The following is a 17,054-nucleotide window of genomic DNA, read 5'->3' as shown; positions in this document are numbered from 1 at the left end:
GAACGGCGTTCAGCGCGCGCTCATGGCGACCTGTGTATAAGGGTCGCCATGAAAACCGAAAACCCTTCCCTGTCCGATACCGCCCTTGTGTCCCGCCTCGCGCTCGGCTTCGGCCTCGGCGCGGGCGTGCTGTCCTTCATCAACGGCCATGCCTTCATTGCGCCCGTCGCGGCGATGGTGGCGTCATGATGGCTTGGGCACGCAATGTCGCGCTCGGCATGTCGGCCGCCGTGCTGGCGTCATGCATGACCCCGGCGATGGCGGCGGAGGAACCGGTGAATGCCCCGGCCGCAACCGCCCCGGCGAGCGAGCACGGCACGCAGACGGCTATCTTTGCCGGCGGCTGTTTCTGGGGCGTGGAGGCGGTGTTCAGCCATGTGAACGGCGTGAAAAGCGCGGTCTCCGGCTATCACGGCGGGACGAAGGCCGAGGCAGATTACCGCACGGTCAGCGCAGGCGGCACGCGCCATGCCGAGGCGGTCAAGGTGACCTATGACCCATCCGTCGTGCGCTACGACGAATTGCTGCGCATCTATTTCTCGGTGGTGGCGGATCCGACGCTTCTCAACCGGCAGGGCCCCGACCGCGGCCCGCAATATCGCAGCGCCATCGTCCCGACGAGCCGCCACCAGGCCAAGATCGCCCGCGGCTATATCGCGCAGCTCGATGAGGCGGGGCTGTGGGACCGTCCCATCGTGACGCGTCTGGAACGGATGCAGACCTTCTACCCGGCCGAAACCTATCATCAGGATTTCGCGCTCAAGAACCCGCGCCACGGCTATATCGTGCGGTGGGATGCGCCGAAAGTGCGCAATCTGAAGGCGATGTACCCCGACGATTACCGGGCGCGCTTCGTCACCGGATAACGGCGTCCCATTTGCCAGCGCGCGCCGGGCCACCTATATGAAGGGCATGTCCTGCTCCTCCCACGCGCATGTCGAACACCATGGAACCGCCCTCGTGACCGAGGCGCGCGGCGTGCTGACCGACGCGGGCGAACAATGGACCGACATGCGCGCGCGGGTGTTCGACGCGCTGGCGAATCGCGATGCGCCGGCATCGGCTTACGACATCGCGGAAACACTCTCCGCATCGGAGGGGCGGCGCGTCGCGGCCAATAGCGTGTATCGCATTCTCGACCTGTTCGTACGAACCAATCTGGCGAATCGGATTGAAAGCGCCAATGCCTATCTGGTGAACAGCCATCCCGGTTGCCGGCACGATTGCATCTTCCTGATCTGCGATCATTGCGGGCGGGCCGAGCATGTCGATGACGACCGGCTGACTCATTCGCTTCGCGAGGCGGCGGACAAGGCGGGTTTTTCCGATGTGCGCCCGGTTGTCGAGCTGCGCGGGACCTGCGCGGCCTGTAACTAGGCGCTACGCGTCTTCGCCGTAATTTTCGCCCGCGTCTCCGCCTGCCTGTTGTTGCATCACGCGCACGGCGCGCGCCATCGCCTCGAAACGGAAAGTCTCCACGAAGGCGAGGCCATATTCCCTTTGTTTGCTCCAGCGTACGGTCGCGACGACATCGCCCAGTTCGGGAATGGCGAGTTTGAGCCGCTGATCGATCGCGAAATGGGCGGCGCATAGGATGCAGGCCCCCTCGTGCGAGAGATTGCGGATGGTAACATCGTGCGTCCCGCTGAGCGCATGGACATGGCTCGGAACCGCGACGGCGACGCGGATCGCACGTTTTTCATAAGGCCCCTGCGGACACAGCAACCTCTGCCGGTCGGCCTGCTAGCAAAGGCGAAACCCCGCTTCGGTCCCGCGTTGCCAGATCAGCATGACGGCGATCGTCTCCCCGTCGCCGAACGCCAGTTCCATCGGCGATACGCGCATCGGCAAGGGCCCGAACAGCCGCACCCGAAGCCGGTCCTCCCCACTTCGCGCAGGACGCAGGGAAATTCGCCGCCCTCACCAACAAGCTTGGCAAAGCGGATGATCGTGGTCCGGCCGTCCCCGCCGCCGTCGAAGGGGGCGGGCCGGGTAAAGCTGTTCGTCTGCTGCATGGTTTCGCATTGCCCCTGTTCGCGCCCCGGTCGACAGGCTCATCGCACCGAAGAGCGAAACCCATCCTCCATCGGGGGTAAGGGGAATTGGTTAAGGAGGCGTTTGCAAATCCTAAAGATCGGTCCGGAACCGGGTCCTGGATGCACATGGTGCGGGCGGCGGGACTCGAACCCGCACGAGCAAAGCTCAGGGGATTTTAAGTCCCCGGCGTCTACCATTCCGCCACGCCCGCACGCTGCGCGCCCCGTGTTAGCCGCCCGCCAGCCGCGCCGCAATCGGCGACTTCGGATGCGTGTATCGGGCTCTTTTCGCGGACAACGGGCGAGGCCGGATCATCGGGAACACGCGCGCCCTACGGCAATTCCGGGGTCTGGCCCGCGTCAATCGGCGTCGTTGAGACGCTCGCGCATTTCCTTGCCCGGCTTGAAATAGGGGACCCGCTTCGCCGGCACGTCCACCGCTTCGCCGGTGCGCGGATTGCGCCCCGTGCGGCCCTCGCGCTGCCGCGTGGAGAAGGCGCCGAACCCGCGCAGTTCGACCCGCCCGTCCTTGGCCAGCTGATCGCTGATGGCGTCGAAGAACACGGTCACGATCGCATCGACTTCGTCGGGACGAAGCTCCGGATTCTCGGCGCTTAGTTCTTGAACAAGTTCGGACCGTATCATCGTATTCCTTGGGTATGGTTTGTGCGCGACCCGCGAGATTCGATTTGTGTCATGGCACGTGGAGCCCCCCCACCATGGCGAATGGATCGAAAGATCCTGAATGTCCTGCTCCTAGGGATTTCTACCTAGAACAGAAATGCCCTTACTTCCATAGATCCGGCAATATCAATCCGCAAAGGCGTCGGATGCGGTAAGATCCGCAATATCGATGTCGAGCAACCGCATCCGCGCGGCGATATCCGGCCATTCGGTGTTCAGGAACTGACGGCGTTCGGCCTGCTTCAACCGTTGCCGCGCGCCTTCGAGCACGCGAATACCGATGCCGCGCTGCACCTCGATCAGGCCGTCGTCCTGAAACTGCTGATAGGCCTTGGCGACGGTGAGCGGGTTGGCGCCCTGATCCGCGGCGAAAGCGCGCACCGATGGCAGCATCTCCCCCTCGCAGAACGTCCCGTCGATAATGGCGGCCGCGATGATTTCGCGCAGGCGCATGTAAACAGGCTTTGCCATGCCGGCCCCCGCACCCGGCAAGGGCGCCACGGACCGGGTACCGGCGGGGCGGTTTGCGGTCGTGGCGGCTCGATCGGGCATGGTGGTATAGTGCCATAACACAGCGAGTCGGTCAATTGCGCAGGTGACGCTTCGTGCGCTGCGGCTTCGCGATCAACCCGGTTTCGGACGAAACAAATGCGCTTCACATCAACGCAATATGCTTTAGGGTCGCGCGCTTGTGAAAATATAATCGGGGGATCGATCGCTCATGGCGACCCAATACGCGCAGGACGGCGACGCAGCCGGCACGTTTCTCGGCCATCCCAAAGGCCTTTTCGTGCTGTTCTTCGCCGAGATGTGGGAGCGTTTTTCCTATTACGGAATGCGCGCCCTGCTCATTTTCTACCTGACCCAGCACTGGCTCTTTTCCGACAGCCAGTCCGGCGTCATCTACGGCGCCTATACCGCGCTCGTCTACATCACCCCGGTTCTGGGCGGCTATCTCGCCGACAAATATATCGGGCAGCGCAAGGCGACCGCGTTCGGGGCGATGCTGCTGACCTTCGGGCATTTCCTGATGGCATTCGAGGGGACCGGCGGCCAGGACGATGCGACGATCAACATCTTCTGGCTCGCGCTCAGCTTCATCATCATGGGCACCGGCTTTCTGAAGGCGAACATCTCGGTCATGGTGGGGCAGCTGTACCCCCGCACCGACGTGCGCCGCGATGGCGCGTACACGATCTTCTACGTCGGCATTAACCTCGGCGCAGCGTTCGGTTCGCTGCTCTGCGGCTATCTCGGGCAGACCTATGGCTGGGCCTATGGCTTTGGCGCGGCGGGTGTCGGCATGCTGGCCGGCCTCATCGTGTTCACCATTTTCCGCCCCCTGCTGCTGGGCCGCGGCGAACCGCCGATCGCCCTGTCGAAGGCGCGCGAGCTCACCATCTACGCCGTTTCGGTCGCGGGCATCGCGGTCCTGTGGGCGCTGATCCAGTATCAGGAAATGGTCGGCTGGCTGCTCATGGTGGCGGGCGTCATCCTCGTGGGCTACGTGCTGATCGTGGCGGTGACGAAGCTGGAGCGGCACGACCGCGAAAGGATCTTTGCCGCGATGTTCCTCATCATCGGGTCGATCCTGTTCTGGGCCCTGTTCGAGCAGGCGGGCTCCTCGCTCAACCTGTTCACCGACCGCCATGTCGATCGCGGCGGCGTTCCGGCCTCCATGTTCCAGTCGATCAACGCGATCTATATCGTGCTGCTCGGCCCGGTGTTCGCAGGGCTGTGGACGCTGCTCGGGCGCAAGGGGCTCGAACCTTCGGCCCCGGCGAAGTTCGGCCTGGCGCTGTTGCAGCTGGGCGCGGGTTTCCTCGTGCTGGTCGCGGGTGCGGCGGCGGCGGGGCCGGCACTGGTGCCGGTCCTGTTCATCTTCCTCATCTACCTGCTGCACACCACGGGTGAGCTTTGCCTGTCGCCGGTCGGTCTGTCGGCGATGAACCGGCTGGCCCCAGCGCACATGGCCTCGCTCATCATGGGGACCTGGTTCTTCGCATCGGCGACCGGCAATTTCGTGGCCGGCCTGATCGCGGCGGCGACCGGGTCCGAGGCGGCGAGCGGCGAAGGTGCGGCGCGCGAAACGGTGATGGGCGTCTACAGCCAGATCGGCTGGATCTCCATCGGCGTCGGCGTGGTCGTGCTGGTGATTTCGCCGCTGATCAAGAAGCTGATGCACCTCGACACGCTGGCCGATAACAATGTCGGCGACGACCTTCTGGGTCAGGCCGAAGTCGGCGAGCAGCAGGCCGCCGGGGTTCACCCCGAAACCCGGCCCAGCTAGGCCCGGCCGCCATGCCGTAACACGACGCCCCCCGCCGCCCCGCGCGCCGGGGGGCGTTTTGCTACAAGGACCGGCCATGACCGATATTTCCCTCCTGCTCTCCGCCGCGATCGTGTTCGTGGGCACGCATATCCTGCTCTCCGGCCCGCTCCGCCCGCTTGTGGCCGGGTGGCTGGGGGAGCGCGGCTTTGCCATCGCCTACTCGCTCATCGCGCTCGTCACGCTGGGCTGGATGGTGCGCGCGTTCCGTCATGCGCCCGCCGCGCCGATGCTGTGGGACGGATGGCATATCGCGAGCTGGCTTGCGGGAAGCGTCCTGACGCTGCTGGCGCTGGTCTTCCTCCTCGGCAGCGTGGTGCGCAATCCGGCCCTCCCGCACCCGGAGGCGGAAGCCGTGGCGCAGGCGCGCGAGGCGACCGGCATCTTTGCCGTCACGCGCCACCCGATGATGTGGGGCATCGCCCTGTGGGCCGCGGCGCATATCGTGGTCGCGCCCAATCCGCGCACGCTTGTCCTTGCGGGCGCACTCGGGTTTCTCGCCCTCGCCGGCTCCGCGCTTCAGGACGGGCGCAAGGCGCGCCACATGGGCAAGACATGGGCGGCTTGGCGCGCGCGCACGACCTTCTGGCCCCGGCTATCGCGGCTGGGTTCGGTGCGCTGGCCGTTCTGGGCGGGGGCGGCGGTGCTCTGGCTCGCGATTACCTGGGCGCACGGGCCGATCGGCGGGATTCCCGCCGGGCTATGGCGCTGGTTATGAGGCGGCCGTAATGCTCTCGCTTTAACGCGGGAGAGGGCCGCCTACGCGCTGGCTTCCGCGATGCCGGCGCTGTTGTGGCGCAGCGCCTTCAGCACCGTGTCGACGATCTGCGGCGCGTTCAGCCCGGCGATGTCATACTGCCTGTCCGGCGCATCATGGTCGAGGAACGCGTCGGGCAGGCGCATCGTCCGGATCTTCAGCCCGCCATCGGTCAGCCCCTCGTCGCTCGCCATGGTGAGCACATGCGCGCCCAGCCCGCCAATGCTGCCTTCCTCGACCGTGACGACCACTTCGTGGGAGGCGATCAGCTTGCGGATGAGATCCTCGTCCAGCGGCTTGGCAAAGCGCATGTCGGCGATGGTGGTCGAAAGCCCCTTCGCTTCCAGCTCGTCCGCCGCCTTGCGCGCTTCACCGAGACGGGTGCCCAGCGACAGGATCGCGACCTTCGACCCTTCGCGCACGATGCGACCCTTCCCGATTTCGAGCCGCTCCGGCACCTCGGGCAGGTCCAGCCCCACGCCCGAACCGCGCGGATAGCGAAAGGCGATCGGCCCGTCGTCATATTGCGCGGCGGTGTGAACCATGTGGGTCAGTTCGACCTCGTCCGCGGCGGCCATCACCACCATGTTGGGGAGCGAGGCGAGATAGGTCACGTCGAAGCTGCCCGCATGGGTCGCCCCGTCCGCCCCGACGAGTCCCGCCCGGTCGATGGCAAAGCGCACCGGCAGATTCTGTATCGCGACATCGTGCACGACCTGGTCGTAGGCGCGTTGCAGGAAGGTCGAATAGATCGCGCAGAACGGGCGCATCCCCTGCGCCGCGAGGCCCGCGGCGAAGGTCACCGCATGCTGCTCGGCGATGCCCACGTCAAAGCTGCGCTCGGGAAATTTCTCCGCGAACTTGTCCAGCCCGGTGCCCGACGGCATCGCGGCGGTGATGGCGCAGATGCGGTTGTCGCTCTCCGCCTCGGCGATCAGCGCCTTGGCAAAGATGTTGGTATAGCTGGGCGGACCGCCGGCGGATTTCTTCTGTTCGCCGGTGACGACGTCGAATTTCTGCACGCCGTGGTATTTGTCGGCGGATTTTTCGGCCGGGCCGTATCCCTTGCCCTTCTGCGTGACGACATGGACGAGGCACGGCCCCTCGCCCGCGTCGCGCACGTTTTCGAGCACGGGGATGAGCGCGTCCATGTCGTGCCCGTCGATCGGCCCGACGTAATAGAAGCCCAGCTCCTCGAACAATGTGCCGCCCATCGCCATGCCGCGCGCGTATTCGTCGGTCTTGCGCGCCGCGTTCTGCAATGGGCGGGGCAATTTGCGCGCGAACCGGCGCGCCAGTTCGCGAAAGCCGAGGAAGCGCCCGCTCGACACCAGCCGGGCCAGATAGCTCGACAAGCCGCCGACGGGTGGTGCGATGGACATGTCATTGTCGTTGAGGATGACGACCAGGCGATTGCCCGCCGCCTCCGCATTGTTCATCGCCTCGTAGGCCATGCCCGCGCTCATCGCGCCATCGCCGATGACGGCGATCGCCTTGCCCGGCGCGCCCGAAATCCTGTTCGCGGTGGCAAAGCCCAGCGCGGCGGAGATCGACGTGCTCGAATGCGCGGCGCCGAACGGGTCGTATTCGCTCTCGCTGCGCTTGGTAAATCCGGACAACCCGCCGCCCTGACGCAGGGTGCGGATGCGATCCCGGCGCCCGGTCAGGATCTTGTGCGGATAGGCCTGATGCCCGACATCGAAGATCAGCCGGTCGCGCGGCGTGTCGAACACATAATGGATCGCCGCGGTAAGCTCGACCACGCCGAGCCCGGAGCCCAGATGCCCGCCGGTCTGGCCCACTGCGGCAATCATCTCGCTCCGCAGCTCATCGGCGAGTTGGCGCATTTGCGCAGGCTTGAGCTTGCGCAGGTCAGCAGGCGTGTCGACGGTATCGAGAAGAGGCGTGGCCGGTTCGGCAGTCATCCCCCTGTCCTATACGGCCAATTCACGCTTGTCGAATGGGTAAGTGGATCGGCGGCGGCAAAGGTTGCAAATTTCGCGCCGCATCATGCCGGGCGGAAATCCATCGCCGCGCCGTTCATGCAATAACGCTTGCCGGTCGGCTTGGGCCCGTCGTTGAAGACATGGCCGAGATGCCCGCCGCACCGAGCGCAATGCACTTCGGTCCGGGGCATGCCGATCTTGTAATCGGTGGACGTTCCCACCCCGCCCGGCAGCGGACGATAGAAGCTCGGCCAACCGGTGCCGCTTTCGAATTTCGTCTCGCTCGAGAACAGGCGATTGTCGCACCCTGCGCAAATATAGGTGCCGGCGCGCTTCTCCGCGTTCAGCGGCGAGGAATAGGGCCCCTCCGTCCCCGCCTTGCGCAGGATGCGGAATTCCGAGGCGGACAGCTTCGCGCGCCAGCGGTCCTCGCTCATCGACACGGGGAAATCCTTCGCCTGGGCCGGGCCGCCCCCGCATGCCGATACGAACGGGGCCACCGCACAGGCCGAAAGCCAGGAAAGAACGCTGCGTCGTGAACTGTTTTTCATTTGTCGAATATAGGGCACGGCGGCTGACCCGGCCATGAACCTTCCGCACCGAGGCAGTCTTGCGGGGTCGCGCCGCCAGCGTCATTGCGGCATAGAGGGCCGCATGACCGAGCCCGCCAAGCCTCCTCCAAACGACACGCTCGCCGATCTGCGCACGCGATTGCTGGCGCAGGCGGCGGAGGAAGGGTTTGCCAGCGTCGGAATCGCCGATGCCGCCGCCAATCCCGAACGCAGCGCCCGTTTCGCGCAATGGCTCGCCGAGGGGCATCACGCGACGATGGCCTGGATGGAGGAACGCCGCGAACAACGCGCCGACCCGCAAGCCTTGTGGCCGGAGGCGCGCCGGGTCATCGCACTCGGGATGAGCTACGCGCCCGCGCACGATCCGCTCGCGCTAGCGGACGCGGGCGATACCGGGCGGATCTCGGTCTATGCCCAGGGGCGCGATTATCACGACACGGTGAAAAAGGCGCTGAAACGGCTGGCGCGGTGGCTTGTAGCGGAGGCACCGAAACACGGGCACCCGGACCCGCAGGTGAAGGTGTTCGTCGATACCGCGCCGGTCATGGAAAAGCCGCTTGGCGCCGCCGCCGGCATCGGCTGGCAGGGCAAGCATTCCAACATGGTGAGCCGCCGCCACGGGAGCTGGCTGTTCCTCGGCGCGATCTATACCAACCTGCCCTTCGCGCCCGACGCCGCCCATGCCGACAATTGCGGATCGTGTCGCCGCTGTCTCGACGCATGTCCGACCGACGCGTTTCCAACGCCCCGCACGGTCGATGCGCGCCGCTGCATTTCCTATCTCACCATCGAGCACAAGGGCCCGATCCCGACCGAATTTCGCAAGGCCATCGGCAATCGCATCTATGGCTGCGACGATTGTCTCGCCGTGTGTCCGTGGAACAGCTTTGCCGACGCGGCGGCGGCGAACCGGGCCTTCCTGCCGCGTGCCGAACTGGCCGCGCCCCCGCTCGATGCGCTGCTCGACCTTGACGATACAGGGTTCCGGGCGCTGTTTTCCGGCTCTCCGATCAAGCGGATCGGGCGAGGGCGGTTCGTGCGCAATTGCCTGATCGCGGCGGGAAATTCGGGCGATCCGGCCTTGCTGGCGAAGGTCGATGCCCTGCGCGCCGATGCCGACCCGGTGGTGGCCGACGCGGCGCGCTGGGCATGGGAGGAACTCAGCTCGCCTTCATCTCCTTGAGCGCGACATCATTGTCGGCCAGCAGGTCGGGGTCGATCACCGCGCGGCGTTCGACCAGCTTGCGCCCCTGCACGTAATCCTTGATCTTGTTCACGCAATCGAGCGCGATGATCCGCCCGTCCTTCAGGTAGATCACGGAAAAGCTGCGGTCCGCCGGATCGCCGCGCAGGACGGTACGATCGTGGTTCATCGACAGGCCGACCGTCTGCAGTTTCAGATCGTACTGATTCGACCAGAACCACGGCGTCGCCTCATAAGGCTTTTCCTCGCCGCAGATCGCTTTGGCCGCGATAGTCGCCATGTCATTCGCGTTCTGCACCGATTCGAGCCGGATGACCGCGCCATCGGCGAAATCGTTGCCATGCGCGGCGCAATCGCCGATGGCGTAGACGTCGGGCAGGCTCGTGCGGCAGAATTCGTCCACCTCGACCCCGTTCGCCCCCGCCGCGCCCGCCACGATGAGCGGGCCGATGCACGGCACGATGCCGATGCCGACGATGACCATGTCGGCGGGCACGATGGACCCGTCCGCCATTTTCACGCCGTTGAGCTTTTCGCCGTCGCCCTCGATGCAATCGACCGCGGCTTCGAGGCGGAGATCGACGCCGTGCTTGCGATGCTCCTCCTCGTAGAAGCGGGACAGATCCTCGCCCGCGACGCGCGCCAGCACGCGGTCCAGCATTTCGAGCAGCACCACCTCGACGCCGAGCTTGCGCAGGACGGCCGCTGCCTCCAGCCCGATATAGCCGCCGCCGATGATCACCGCACGGCGCGCGCCCGCGTCGATTTCCGCCATCATCCGGTCCACATCGGCGCGATTGCGCACCGAATGCACCCCGGCAAGCTCGGCGCCCGCGCACGACAGCCGCCGCGCATCGCCGCCCGCCGCCCAGATCAGGTGGTCGTAGCCCATCTCGCTCCCGTCGGAGAGGGTCACGCGCTTGGCCTGCGGATCGATCGCGGTCACCTCGCGGCCCAGCATGAGCGTCACGTCCTTGTCGTCCCAGAAGGACGGCGGACGGATATAGAGCCGTTCGAATTCCTTCTCCCGCGCGAGATATTCCTTCGACAGGGGCGGCCGTTCGTAGGGCGGTTCCTGTTCGCGCCCGATCAGCGTGATGGTCCCCTCAAAACCGTTCTGACGCAGCGCGAGCGCCGCCGCGGCGCCGCCATGGCCCCCGCCGACGATGATGACATTGGCATGATCCATAAGAGCCCTCTCTCTCCCTATTCGTGCCGATTGCTAGGGCGCGGGCGGGAAAGGGGCAAGAGTGCGGGATAATTTTCATGCCCGCGCCCGCGAACCTGCCGCGACGACTATAAGGGGATCAGGGGGCAGGGCGACGCATGGTTGGTTGGTCCCGAAACGCCGCATGCCCGCCCCCGGACACCCAAGGTTACAGGTCGCCTGCCAGCCCGGCGATGATGTCGAGCGAGCGATGCCGCGCCTGCGGATCATAGGTTGAGCCCGACAGCATCAGCTCGTCCGCGCCGGTACGCTGAATGATGGATTGCAGTGATACGCGCACCTCGTCCGGCGTGCCGATCGCGCTGACCGAACGGGTGGCCTGCAACATGGCATGGGCCTGCGCGGGCAGGTCGTCGCGGTAGCCGCGCACCGGTTTCGGCAGCCGTCCGGGGTTCCCGGTGCGCAAGGCCACGAAAGACTGATCCATCGAGGATGCATGATAGAATGCATCCTCCCGCGTATCGGCGGCATAGGCATTGACCGCAACCATCACGCGCGGCCGGTCGAGCGTTTCGGACGGCTCGAACCGTTCGCGATAGGTGGCGAGCGCCTCGTCCAGCGCGGCGGGCGCGAAATGCGCGGCAAAGGCGTAGGGCAGGCCGAGAATGGCGGCAAGCTGCGCGCCGAACAGGCTGCTGCCGAGCATCCACATCTGCACCTTTGCGCCGGCGCCGGGCGTGGCCTGCAACGGTAACTGCGGGTCGCCTTCGAACAGGTCGCGCAATTCGACGACATCCTGCGGGAATGCCTCGGCGCTGCTGTGGAGATCCTTGCGCAGCGCACGGGCGATGCGGCCATCGGCCCCCGGCGCGCGGCCCAGCCCGAGATCGATGCGCCCCGGATAGATCGCGTCGAGCGTGCCGAATTGCTCGGCAATGACGAACGGGTTGTGATTGGGCAGCATGATGCCACCCGCGCCGAGCCGGATGGTCGAGGTCGCCTTGCCCACATGGGCGAGACAGACCGAGACCGCCGCGCTGGCGATGCCGGGCATGGCGTGATGCTCCGCCATCCAGAACCGGTGAAAGCCGGCGTCCTCTGCCTTTTTCGCAAGCGCCACGCTGTCGTCGAGCGACTGGGCGACGCTGCCGTCTTCGGTGATGGATGCGAAATCGAGTACGGAAAGGACGGTCATCGACCAATCTCCTGGGAATCCGGCGCCTGTGGCGAGGTCGCCTGTGTCGCGGCGGCGGCGGGTTCGTCCGCACGCATCGCGTCGAGCTGTTGCAGATAGAATTGCGCGCGTGCGGCGGTTTCGCTGCCGGGCGTGCTTTCGACGATGCGGCGCCACGCACTGGCCGCGGTCATGTCGTCGCCCGCCAGCGCCGCGATCAGCCCGCCTTCGAGCATGATGTCCGGATTGCCCGGCGAAAGCGCGTCGGCAACCGCGATGGCGCGCGCGGCATCGGCCAGCCTGCCCGTGCGCCGGGCCAGCGTCGCGCCGAGGAGAAAGGCCGTCGCATCCTGCGGGTCGCCTTCCTGCGCGAAAAGGAGCGCCTGCGCCGCGTCGTCATCGCGCGACAGGGCGACGAGCGCGCGGGCGCGGTCGACGTGAAGCCCGGCGGCCACGCGCCCCGGAACCGCCGTCCCGGCAAGCACGGCAAGCCCTGCGTTAAAGTGGGTGAGCGCGCCGGCCGCATCGCCACTGGCAAGCGCGGCATTGCCCGCCTGCGCATGAAGCGCGGACAGGCGGCGCGGATCGGGGGCGGGGTGCGCGGCAAGATCGGCGGCGGCCTCGGCAAAGGCGGCCTCGGCCTCGGCCCACATCGAACGGTTGGCATAGGCGGTGCCGAGGCATTGCAGCGGGAGCGCCCGCGAGCCTGCGGTGATCTCGGCCCGCCATTGATCCGCCTCGGCAATGGCGGCGGCGGAATCGCTGCGCGCCTGCGCAAGACAGCCCGACAGCCGCGCATCGGCCAGCGTCATGGCCTGAGGCGGATTGGCGGGTGCGTTGGTGGCGGGCGGGCCCTGCAGCGAAAGTAGCAGCGGCGAAAGCAGGGGGAGAATGGTCATGCCCCCTATTTAGGGAGCATGTGCTGAACCCCAAGTGTCGGCGCCGTCCCGAGCGGTATCAGCCGACGAGTTCGTCGAGCGTGGCGAGCAGCAGCGCGATATCCGATTCGCGCGAAAGACGATGATCGCCGCCCTTCACCAGCGTGATGCGGACATCGCCGCCCTCCAGCCGCTCCGCCAGCCGCAGCGCGATGCCCACCGGCACCTCGGGATCGTCCTGTCCGTGGAGCAGGCGGGTGCGGCAGGACAGCGCAATGGTGTCGCCAAGCATGCGCTGCGCCTGCCCATCGCGCCAGAACCGCGCATGGGTCGGCATCGGATCGTAGCCGTAATTGTTATCCTCGAACACGGTTTCACCGGCGGCCAGCGCGGCCTTTTGCGCGTCGTCGAAACCCCAGTCGGTGAAATCGGGCGCGGCGGCGATGCCCACCATGCCCGCGACCGCCGCATCGCCGCCGCGGCTCACCAATGCGCGCGCGATCATCAGCATGAGCCATCCGCCCATCGACGAGCCGACGAGCAACACCGGACCCGCGCGCGGTCCGTCCGCCACATGGTCGAGCAGTGCGATCGTCTCCGCACACCAGCGCGACAACGTGCCATCGGTGAAATCGCCCCCGCTCTGCCCGCATCCTGCGTAATCGAGCAGCAGGCAGGCGCGGCCCTTCGTCATGGCATCGGCCATCACGCGGGTCGCCTTGCCGCCCTCCATGTCAGACATGTAACCGGGCAGGAACACGATCGTCGGCCCGTCGCCGGGATGGTGGCGATAGGCGATGTCATCCGCATTCAGCACGGTGAAATGGCGGACGGGCGGCAGGGCGCTTTCGGCGGTCTGGATCATGGGTGTGGGATAGGGCGGGGCCGCACGGCTGGCAATGCGCGGCACGGGTTCAATCCGCCTCGCGCAGGAAAATCTCCTCGATCCGCATGGCGAACAGGTCGGCGATGCGAAAGGCCAGCGGCAGGGACGGGTCGTAGCGGCCCTTCTCGATCGCGTTCACGCTCTGCCGGCTGACCTCCAGCCGGTCGGCGAGATCCTGCTGGCTCCAGTCACGCTCGGCGCGGAGCACTTTCAGCCGGTTCTTCATGATTCGCCGTCGGCGCGATTGCGCAGCGACATCCAGCATTGCGCAAGGCCCATTCCCATCGCGTAGACGGGAACGGTCCACCAGCCCGGCACATGCGGCACCAGTTCGAAGGTTTCGAGGAAGCCCCAGAACGACCCGACCGCGAGCACGGCGCCCAGCCCGATCAGCGAGGCCTGTATCGCCCGGTGGCGCAGATATTCGTCCTGCTCCTCCACCACGTATCGCCCCATGACATAGATGACGGCCAGCGTCGGAATGGTCGGCAGCAAGGCCACGAAGAACATCACCGACGGGCTCAGCGTCATCTGGTCATGGATGCGCACCGCGATGCCCAGCCCCGCGACATAGGCGAGCGAGGCGACCATGATGCCCGTGTTGTAGCGCCGGCCCGCCGTGCTCGTCGTGCAATTGCGGCTGCGGTTCATGGCGCGGGTCGCGGGGATCAGCAGGGTAAAGCTGAGGGCGAGCAGGATGAAACCGACAGGCGCCCCGACCGCGCCGCTGAACCGAAGGCCGGCCACGATGCCGATGCACCCCATCATCAGGCCGAGCCACAGGCCCGGCCTTGCCGGATCGCGCGGGGATTCGTCGCGCAAGCGTCCGGCGCGGTTCATGGCCGCGCGTCCCGGCGGCTCGCCCCGCAACGGCGTACGGTGAAGAACGGCAGCGTCAGAATGGCGGCGAAGGTGGCCCAGTCGGGCAGCACGTCGAGAATGTTGATAACCGCGACGACAATGACGGCGAGGCCCCAGGCCATGGCGATATGTTTCGGCACCGGCTTTTTCGAGATCGGACAATGTGACATAGGACAAGCTCCCTTGCTGTTGTGTAAAGCGTACTTAACAATCGGCAAAATTGGTGTCAAGCATGGTTTACAAAAGGAAGTGATCGCTTGTCTTTTCGATCCCGGATGACAGCGGCGATCCGTGCTGCTAAACCCTTGCCTCATGCGGATGTTTGCACCTTTTACGACTACCACCCGGATCCATCCGGGCACGGTCCGCCCGGCCTGAAAGCCGGCGCGATACCGCCGCCCGGCGTTGCGGGTGGACGGCATCCCCATCCGTTTCGCGACCGATTCGATTCTACCCCTGCGATGCCGCACCTTTCGGTTGCCGCGCGCCTGTGTCATGGGCATCGCGAACGCGGACCCGAACGGGCCGGAATGAGAGATCCTGTGTCATGAGTGAGCTTTTGAAGATCAGCCTGCCCGACGGTTCGGTGCGCGAGGTCGCGCCCGGCAGCACGCCTGCCGACATTGCCGCCGCCATCGGGCCGGGGCTGGCCAAGGCGGCGATCGCCGCGCGCGTCGATGGCGAATTGCGCGACATCACGCGGCCCTTCGACGGCGATGCGCAACTCGCGCTTGTCACCGCAAAGGACGAGGCCGACGCGCTCGACCTTGCCCGTCACGATTACGCGCATGTCCTGGCCGAGGCGGTGCAGGCACTCTGGCCCGATACGCAGATCACCTTCGGCCCGTCGACCGACGACGGGTTCTACTATGATTTCGCGCCGGGCGAACGCGGCCCGTTCACCGATGAGGATCTGCCCGTCATCGAGGAAAAGATGCGGGAGATCATCAAGGCGGACAAGCCGCTCCGCCGCGAGGAATGGGACCGCGACCGGCTCATCGCGTGGTTCCGCGACCATGGCGAGACGTTCAAGGCCGAATGGGCCGGCGAACTGCCCGAGGGCGAGGCGCTCACCGTCTACCATTCGGGCGAGGACTGGCTCGACCTGTGCCGCGGGCCGCATCTGGCCAGCACGGGGAAGCTCGATCCGGCCGCGTTCAAGCTGACCCGCGTGTCGGGCGCATACTGGCGCGGGGATCAGTCGAACGCCATGCTCAGCCGCATCTACGGCACCGGCTGGCTGAATAAAAAGCAGCTGAACGCGCATCTCGTCCGGCTGGAGGAGGCGGCGAAGCGCGACCACCGCAAGCTCGGCAATGAAATGGACCTGTTCCACCTTCAGGCCGAGGCGCAGGGCAGCGTGTTCTGGCATCCCAAGGGATACCGCATCTGGCGCGAGCTGGAATCGTACATGCGCCGCAAGATGGACGGCGCCGGCTATAACGAGATCAAGACGCCGCAGCTCATGGACGTGCGCCAGTGGGAGCAATCGGGCCACTGGGGCAAATATGCGGAGAACATGTTCGCCGTGCCCGACATGGTGCCGGAGGTGGACGGCCTCGGCGACGGGCCGGCCAATCCGAAGGTCGCGCCCGATGCCGACTGGATGGCGATCAAGCCGATGAACTGCCCGGCCCACGTGCTGGTGTTCAAGCAGGGCATCACCTCCTATCGCGACCTGCCGATCCGGCTGGGCGAGATGGGATGCTGCCACCGCAACGAACCGCATGGCGCGCTCCACGGGCTGATGCGCGTGCGGCAGTTCACGCAGGACGACGCGCATATCTTCTGTACCGAGGCGCAGGTCGTCGACGAGGTCCGCGCCTTCTGCAAGCTGGCGGACGAAGTCTATCGCGATTTCGGGTTCAGCTATCACGTGAAGCTCGCGCTGCGCCCCGAAAAGCGGTTCGGCAGCGATGCCGACTGGGACAAGGCGGAGCAGGAATTGCGCGACGCCGTGGCCGAGGCCGGCATGGCGAATGAGGATTATGGCTGGGAAGAATTGCCGGGTGAGGGGGCGTTCTATGCACCCAAGCTGGAATGGCATCTCACCGACGCGATCGGCCGCACCTGGCAGGTCGGCACGATACAGGGGGACCGCGTGCTGCCCGAACGGCTCGACGCGAGCTATGTCGGCGAGGATGGCGCGCGCCACCGCCCGGTCATGCTCCACCGTGCGATTTTTGGCAGCTACGAACGTTTCATCGGTATCCTGATCGAACATTTCGCCGGGCGCCTGCCCGTATGGCTCGCCCCGGTGCAGGCGGTGGTGGCGACCATCGTGTCCGATGCCGACGATTATGCGAAGGACGCAACGGCGAAATTGCAGGCTGCGGGCATCCGGGTCGAATCGGACCTGCGCAATGAAAAGATCAATTACAAGGTGCGCGAACACAGCCACGCGAAGGTTCCGCACATCCTCGTCGTCGGCAAGCGGGAGGCGGAGGAAGGCACCGTCGCCGTCCGCACGTTGGGCGAGCAGGCGCAGCAGATGATGACCCTCGACGAGGCCATCGCCATGCTGAAGGGGAAGGCAACGCCGCCAGATCTCGCCTGATC

General features: G+C 66.1%; 20 protein-coding genes and 1 tRNA gene. 7 read left to right on the top strand and 14 right to left on the bottom strand.

The features are described 5' to 3' along the window. The first annotated feature begins 48 nt into the window (after positions 1-48). From Q0897_RS08015 to Q0897_RS08005, 3 genes are read left to right on the top strand one after another with little or no spacing between them, the layout of a single operon-like run. The gene (locus Q0897_RS08015; RefSeq protein WP_299308744.1) at positions 49-189 is read left to right on the top strand and encodes a hypothetical protein; all 141 of its coding nucleotides are present in this window, start codon (positions 49-51) and stop codon (positions 187-189) included. Continuing rightward, on the top strand, positions 189-866 hold the full coding sequence (msrA, locus tag Q0897_RS08010; RefSeq protein WP_299309092.1) for a peptide-methionine (S)-S-oxide reductase MsrA: 678 nt from the start codon (positions 189-191) through the stop codon (positions 864-866). Before Q0897_RS08015 ends, msrA begins: the two co-directional genes overlap by 1 nt. Positions 867-912: 46 nt before the next feature. Next, complete coding sequence (locus Q0897_RS08005; RefSeq protein ID WP_299308742.1) at positions 913-1,377, top strand: transcriptional repressor; 465 nt, start codon at positions 913-915, stop codon at positions 1,375-1,377. 3 nt (positions 1,378-1,380) lie between these two features. Here Q0897_RS08005 and Q0897_RS08000 read toward each other — a convergent pair whose 3' ends face one another. The 5 genes from Q0897_RS08000 to Q0897_RS07980 all read right to left on the bottom strand — a co-directional run bounded on the left by Q0897_RS08000 (position 1,381) and on the right by Q0897_RS07980 (position 3,191). Next, the gene (locus Q0897_RS08000; RefSeq protein WP_299308741.1) at positions 1,381-1,725 is read right to left on the bottom strand and encodes a PilZ domain-containing protein; all 345 of its coding nucleotides are present in this window, start codon (positions 1,723-1,725) and stop codon (positions 1,381-1,383) included. Positions 1,726-1,743: 18 nt separating this feature from the next. Further along, complete coding sequence (locus Q0897_RS07995; RefSeq protein ID WP_299308739.1) at positions 1,744-1,869, bottom strand: hypothetical protein; 126 nt, start codon at positions 1,867-1,869, stop codon at positions 1,744-1,746. A gap of 294 nt (positions 1,870-2,163) precedes the next feature. Further along, positions 2,164-2,248 (bottom strand) — tRNA-Leu (locus Q0897_RS07990). A gap of 148 nt (positions 2,249-2,396) precedes the next feature. Then, positions 2,397-2,681, bottom strand: a complete 285-nt coding sequence (locus tag Q0897_RS07985; RefSeq protein ID WP_299308738.1) for an integration host factor subunit beta — start codon at positions 2,679-2,681, stop codon at positions 2,397-2,399. A 165-nt stretch (positions 2,682-2,846) separates the two neighbouring features. Next, positions 2,847-3,191: a GntR family transcriptional regulator gene (locus Q0897_RS07980; RefSeq protein WP_299309091.1), complete on the bottom strand. Its 345-nt coding sequence runs from the start codon at positions 3,189-3,191 to the stop codon at positions 2,847-2,849. Between the two features lie 250 nt (positions 3,192-3,441). On the opposite strand from Q0897_RS07980, the gene Q0897_RS07975 reads away from it, so the two are divergent. Both Q0897_RS07975 and Q0897_RS07970 read left to right on the top strand, forming a co-directional pair. Further along, positions 3,442-5,010 (top strand): oligopeptide:H+ symporter, encoded by a 1,569-nt coding sequence (locus Q0897_RS07975; protein ID WP_299308737.1) that lies wholly within the window; start codon positions 3,442-3,444, stop codon positions 5,008-5,010. Positions 5,011-5,086: 76 nt separating this feature from the next. After that, positions 5,087-5,767, top strand: a complete 681-nt coding sequence (locus tag Q0897_RS07970) for an NnrU family protein (protein ID WP_299308735.1) — start codon at positions 5,087-5,089, stop codon at positions 5,765-5,767. A 41-nt stretch (positions 5,768-5,808) separates the two neighbouring features. Here Q0897_RS07970 and dxs read toward each other — a convergent pair whose 3' ends face one another. Both dxs and msrB read right to left on the bottom strand, forming a co-directional pair. Continuing rightward, complete coding sequence (dxs, locus tag Q0897_RS07965) at positions 5,809-7,731, bottom strand: 1-deoxy-D-xylulose-5-phosphate synthase (protein WP_299308734.1); 1,923 nt, start codon at positions 7,729-7,731, stop codon at positions 5,809-5,811. Between the two features lie 83 nt (positions 7,732-7,814). Further along, positions 7,815-8,303 (bottom strand): peptide-methionine (R)-S-oxide reductase MsrB, encoded by a 489-nt coding sequence (gene msrB, locus Q0897_RS07960; RefSeq protein WP_299308733.1) that lies wholly within the window; start codon positions 8,301-8,303, stop codon positions 7,815-7,817. 103 nt (positions 8,304-8,406) lie between these two features. Between msrB and queG the strand changes: the two genes are divergently transcribed. Continuing rightward, positions 8,407-9,507 (top strand): tRNA epoxyqueuosine(34) reductase QueG, encoded by a 1,101-nt coding sequence (queG, locus tag Q0897_RS07955; RefSeq protein ID WP_299308732.1) that lies wholly within the window; start codon positions 8,407-8,409, stop codon positions 9,505-9,507. Here queG and Q0897_RS07950 read toward each other — a convergent pair. The 7 genes from Q0897_RS07950 to Q0897_RS07920 all read right to left on the bottom strand — a co-directional run bounded on the left by Q0897_RS07950 (position 9,485) and on the right by Q0897_RS07920 (position 14,665). Beyond that, positions 9,485-10,717 (bottom strand): FAD-dependent oxidoreductase, encoded by a 1,233-nt coding sequence (locus Q0897_RS07950; protein ID WP_299308731.1) that lies wholly within the window; start codon positions 10,715-10,717, stop codon positions 9,485-9,487. The two genes, queG and Q0897_RS07950, sit on opposite strands and share 23 nt — an antisense overlap. Positions 10,718-10,904: 187 nt before the next feature. Next, a complete protein-coding gene (locus tag Q0897_RS07945; RefSeq protein WP_299308729.1) occupies positions 10,905-11,891 on the bottom strand; it encodes an LLM class flavin-dependent oxidoreductase in 987 nt (328 codons plus the stop codon). After that, positions 11,888-12,769: a hypothetical protein gene (locus Q0897_RS07940; protein WP_299308727.1), complete on the bottom strand. Its 882-nt coding sequence runs from the start codon at positions 12,767-12,769 to the stop codon at positions 11,888-11,890. Before Q0897_RS07940 ends, Q0897_RS07945 begins: the two co-directional genes overlap by 4 nt. Before the next feature lie 58 nt (positions 12,770-12,827). Further along, the gene (locus Q0897_RS07935) at positions 12,828-13,613 is read right to left on the bottom strand and encodes an alpha/beta hydrolase (protein ID WP_299308726.1); all 786 of its coding nucleotides are present in this window, start codon (positions 13,611-13,613) and stop codon (positions 12,828-12,830) included. Between the two features lie 49 nt (positions 13,614-13,662). Continuing rightward, positions 13,663-13,860 carry a helix-turn-helix transcriptional regulator gene (locus Q0897_RS07930; RefSeq protein ID WP_202082529.1) on the bottom strand — a complete coding sequence of 66 codons (198 nt, stop codon included), beginning with the start codon at positions 13,858-13,860 and terminating at the stop codon, positions 13,663-13,665. Beyond that, entirely contained in the window at positions 13,857-14,474 is a 618-nt protein-coding gene (locus Q0897_RS07925; protein WP_299308725.1) for a hypothetical protein, read from the bottom strand. The genes Q0897_RS07930 and Q0897_RS07925 overlap by 4 nt, the downstream gene beginning before the upstream one ends. Beyond that, complete coding sequence (locus tag Q0897_RS07920; protein ID WP_299308723.1) at positions 14,471-14,665, bottom strand: hypothetical protein; 195 nt, start codon at positions 14,663-14,665, stop codon at positions 14,471-14,473. The genes Q0897_RS07925 and Q0897_RS07920 overlap by 4 nt, the downstream gene beginning before the upstream one ends. A gap of 377 nt (positions 14,666-15,042) precedes the next feature. Between Q0897_RS07920 and thrS the strand changes: the two genes are divergently transcribed. Then, on the top strand, positions 15,043-17,052 hold the full coding sequence (gene thrS, locus Q0897_RS07915) for a threonine--tRNA ligase (protein WP_299308722.1): 2,010 nt from the start codon (positions 15,043-15,045) through the stop codon (positions 17,050-17,052). The last annotated feature ends 2 nt before the right edge of the window (positions 17,053-17,054 follow it).

Source organism: uncultured Croceicoccus sp. (assembly GCF_947496385.1).
Taxonomy (GTDB): domain Bacteria; phylum Pseudomonadota; class Alphaproteobacteria; order Sphingomonadales; family Sphingomonadaceae; genus Croceicoccus.
Note: the sequence above shows the minus strand (reverse complement) of the source record. Positions and strands in the feature narration are given on the sequence as shown.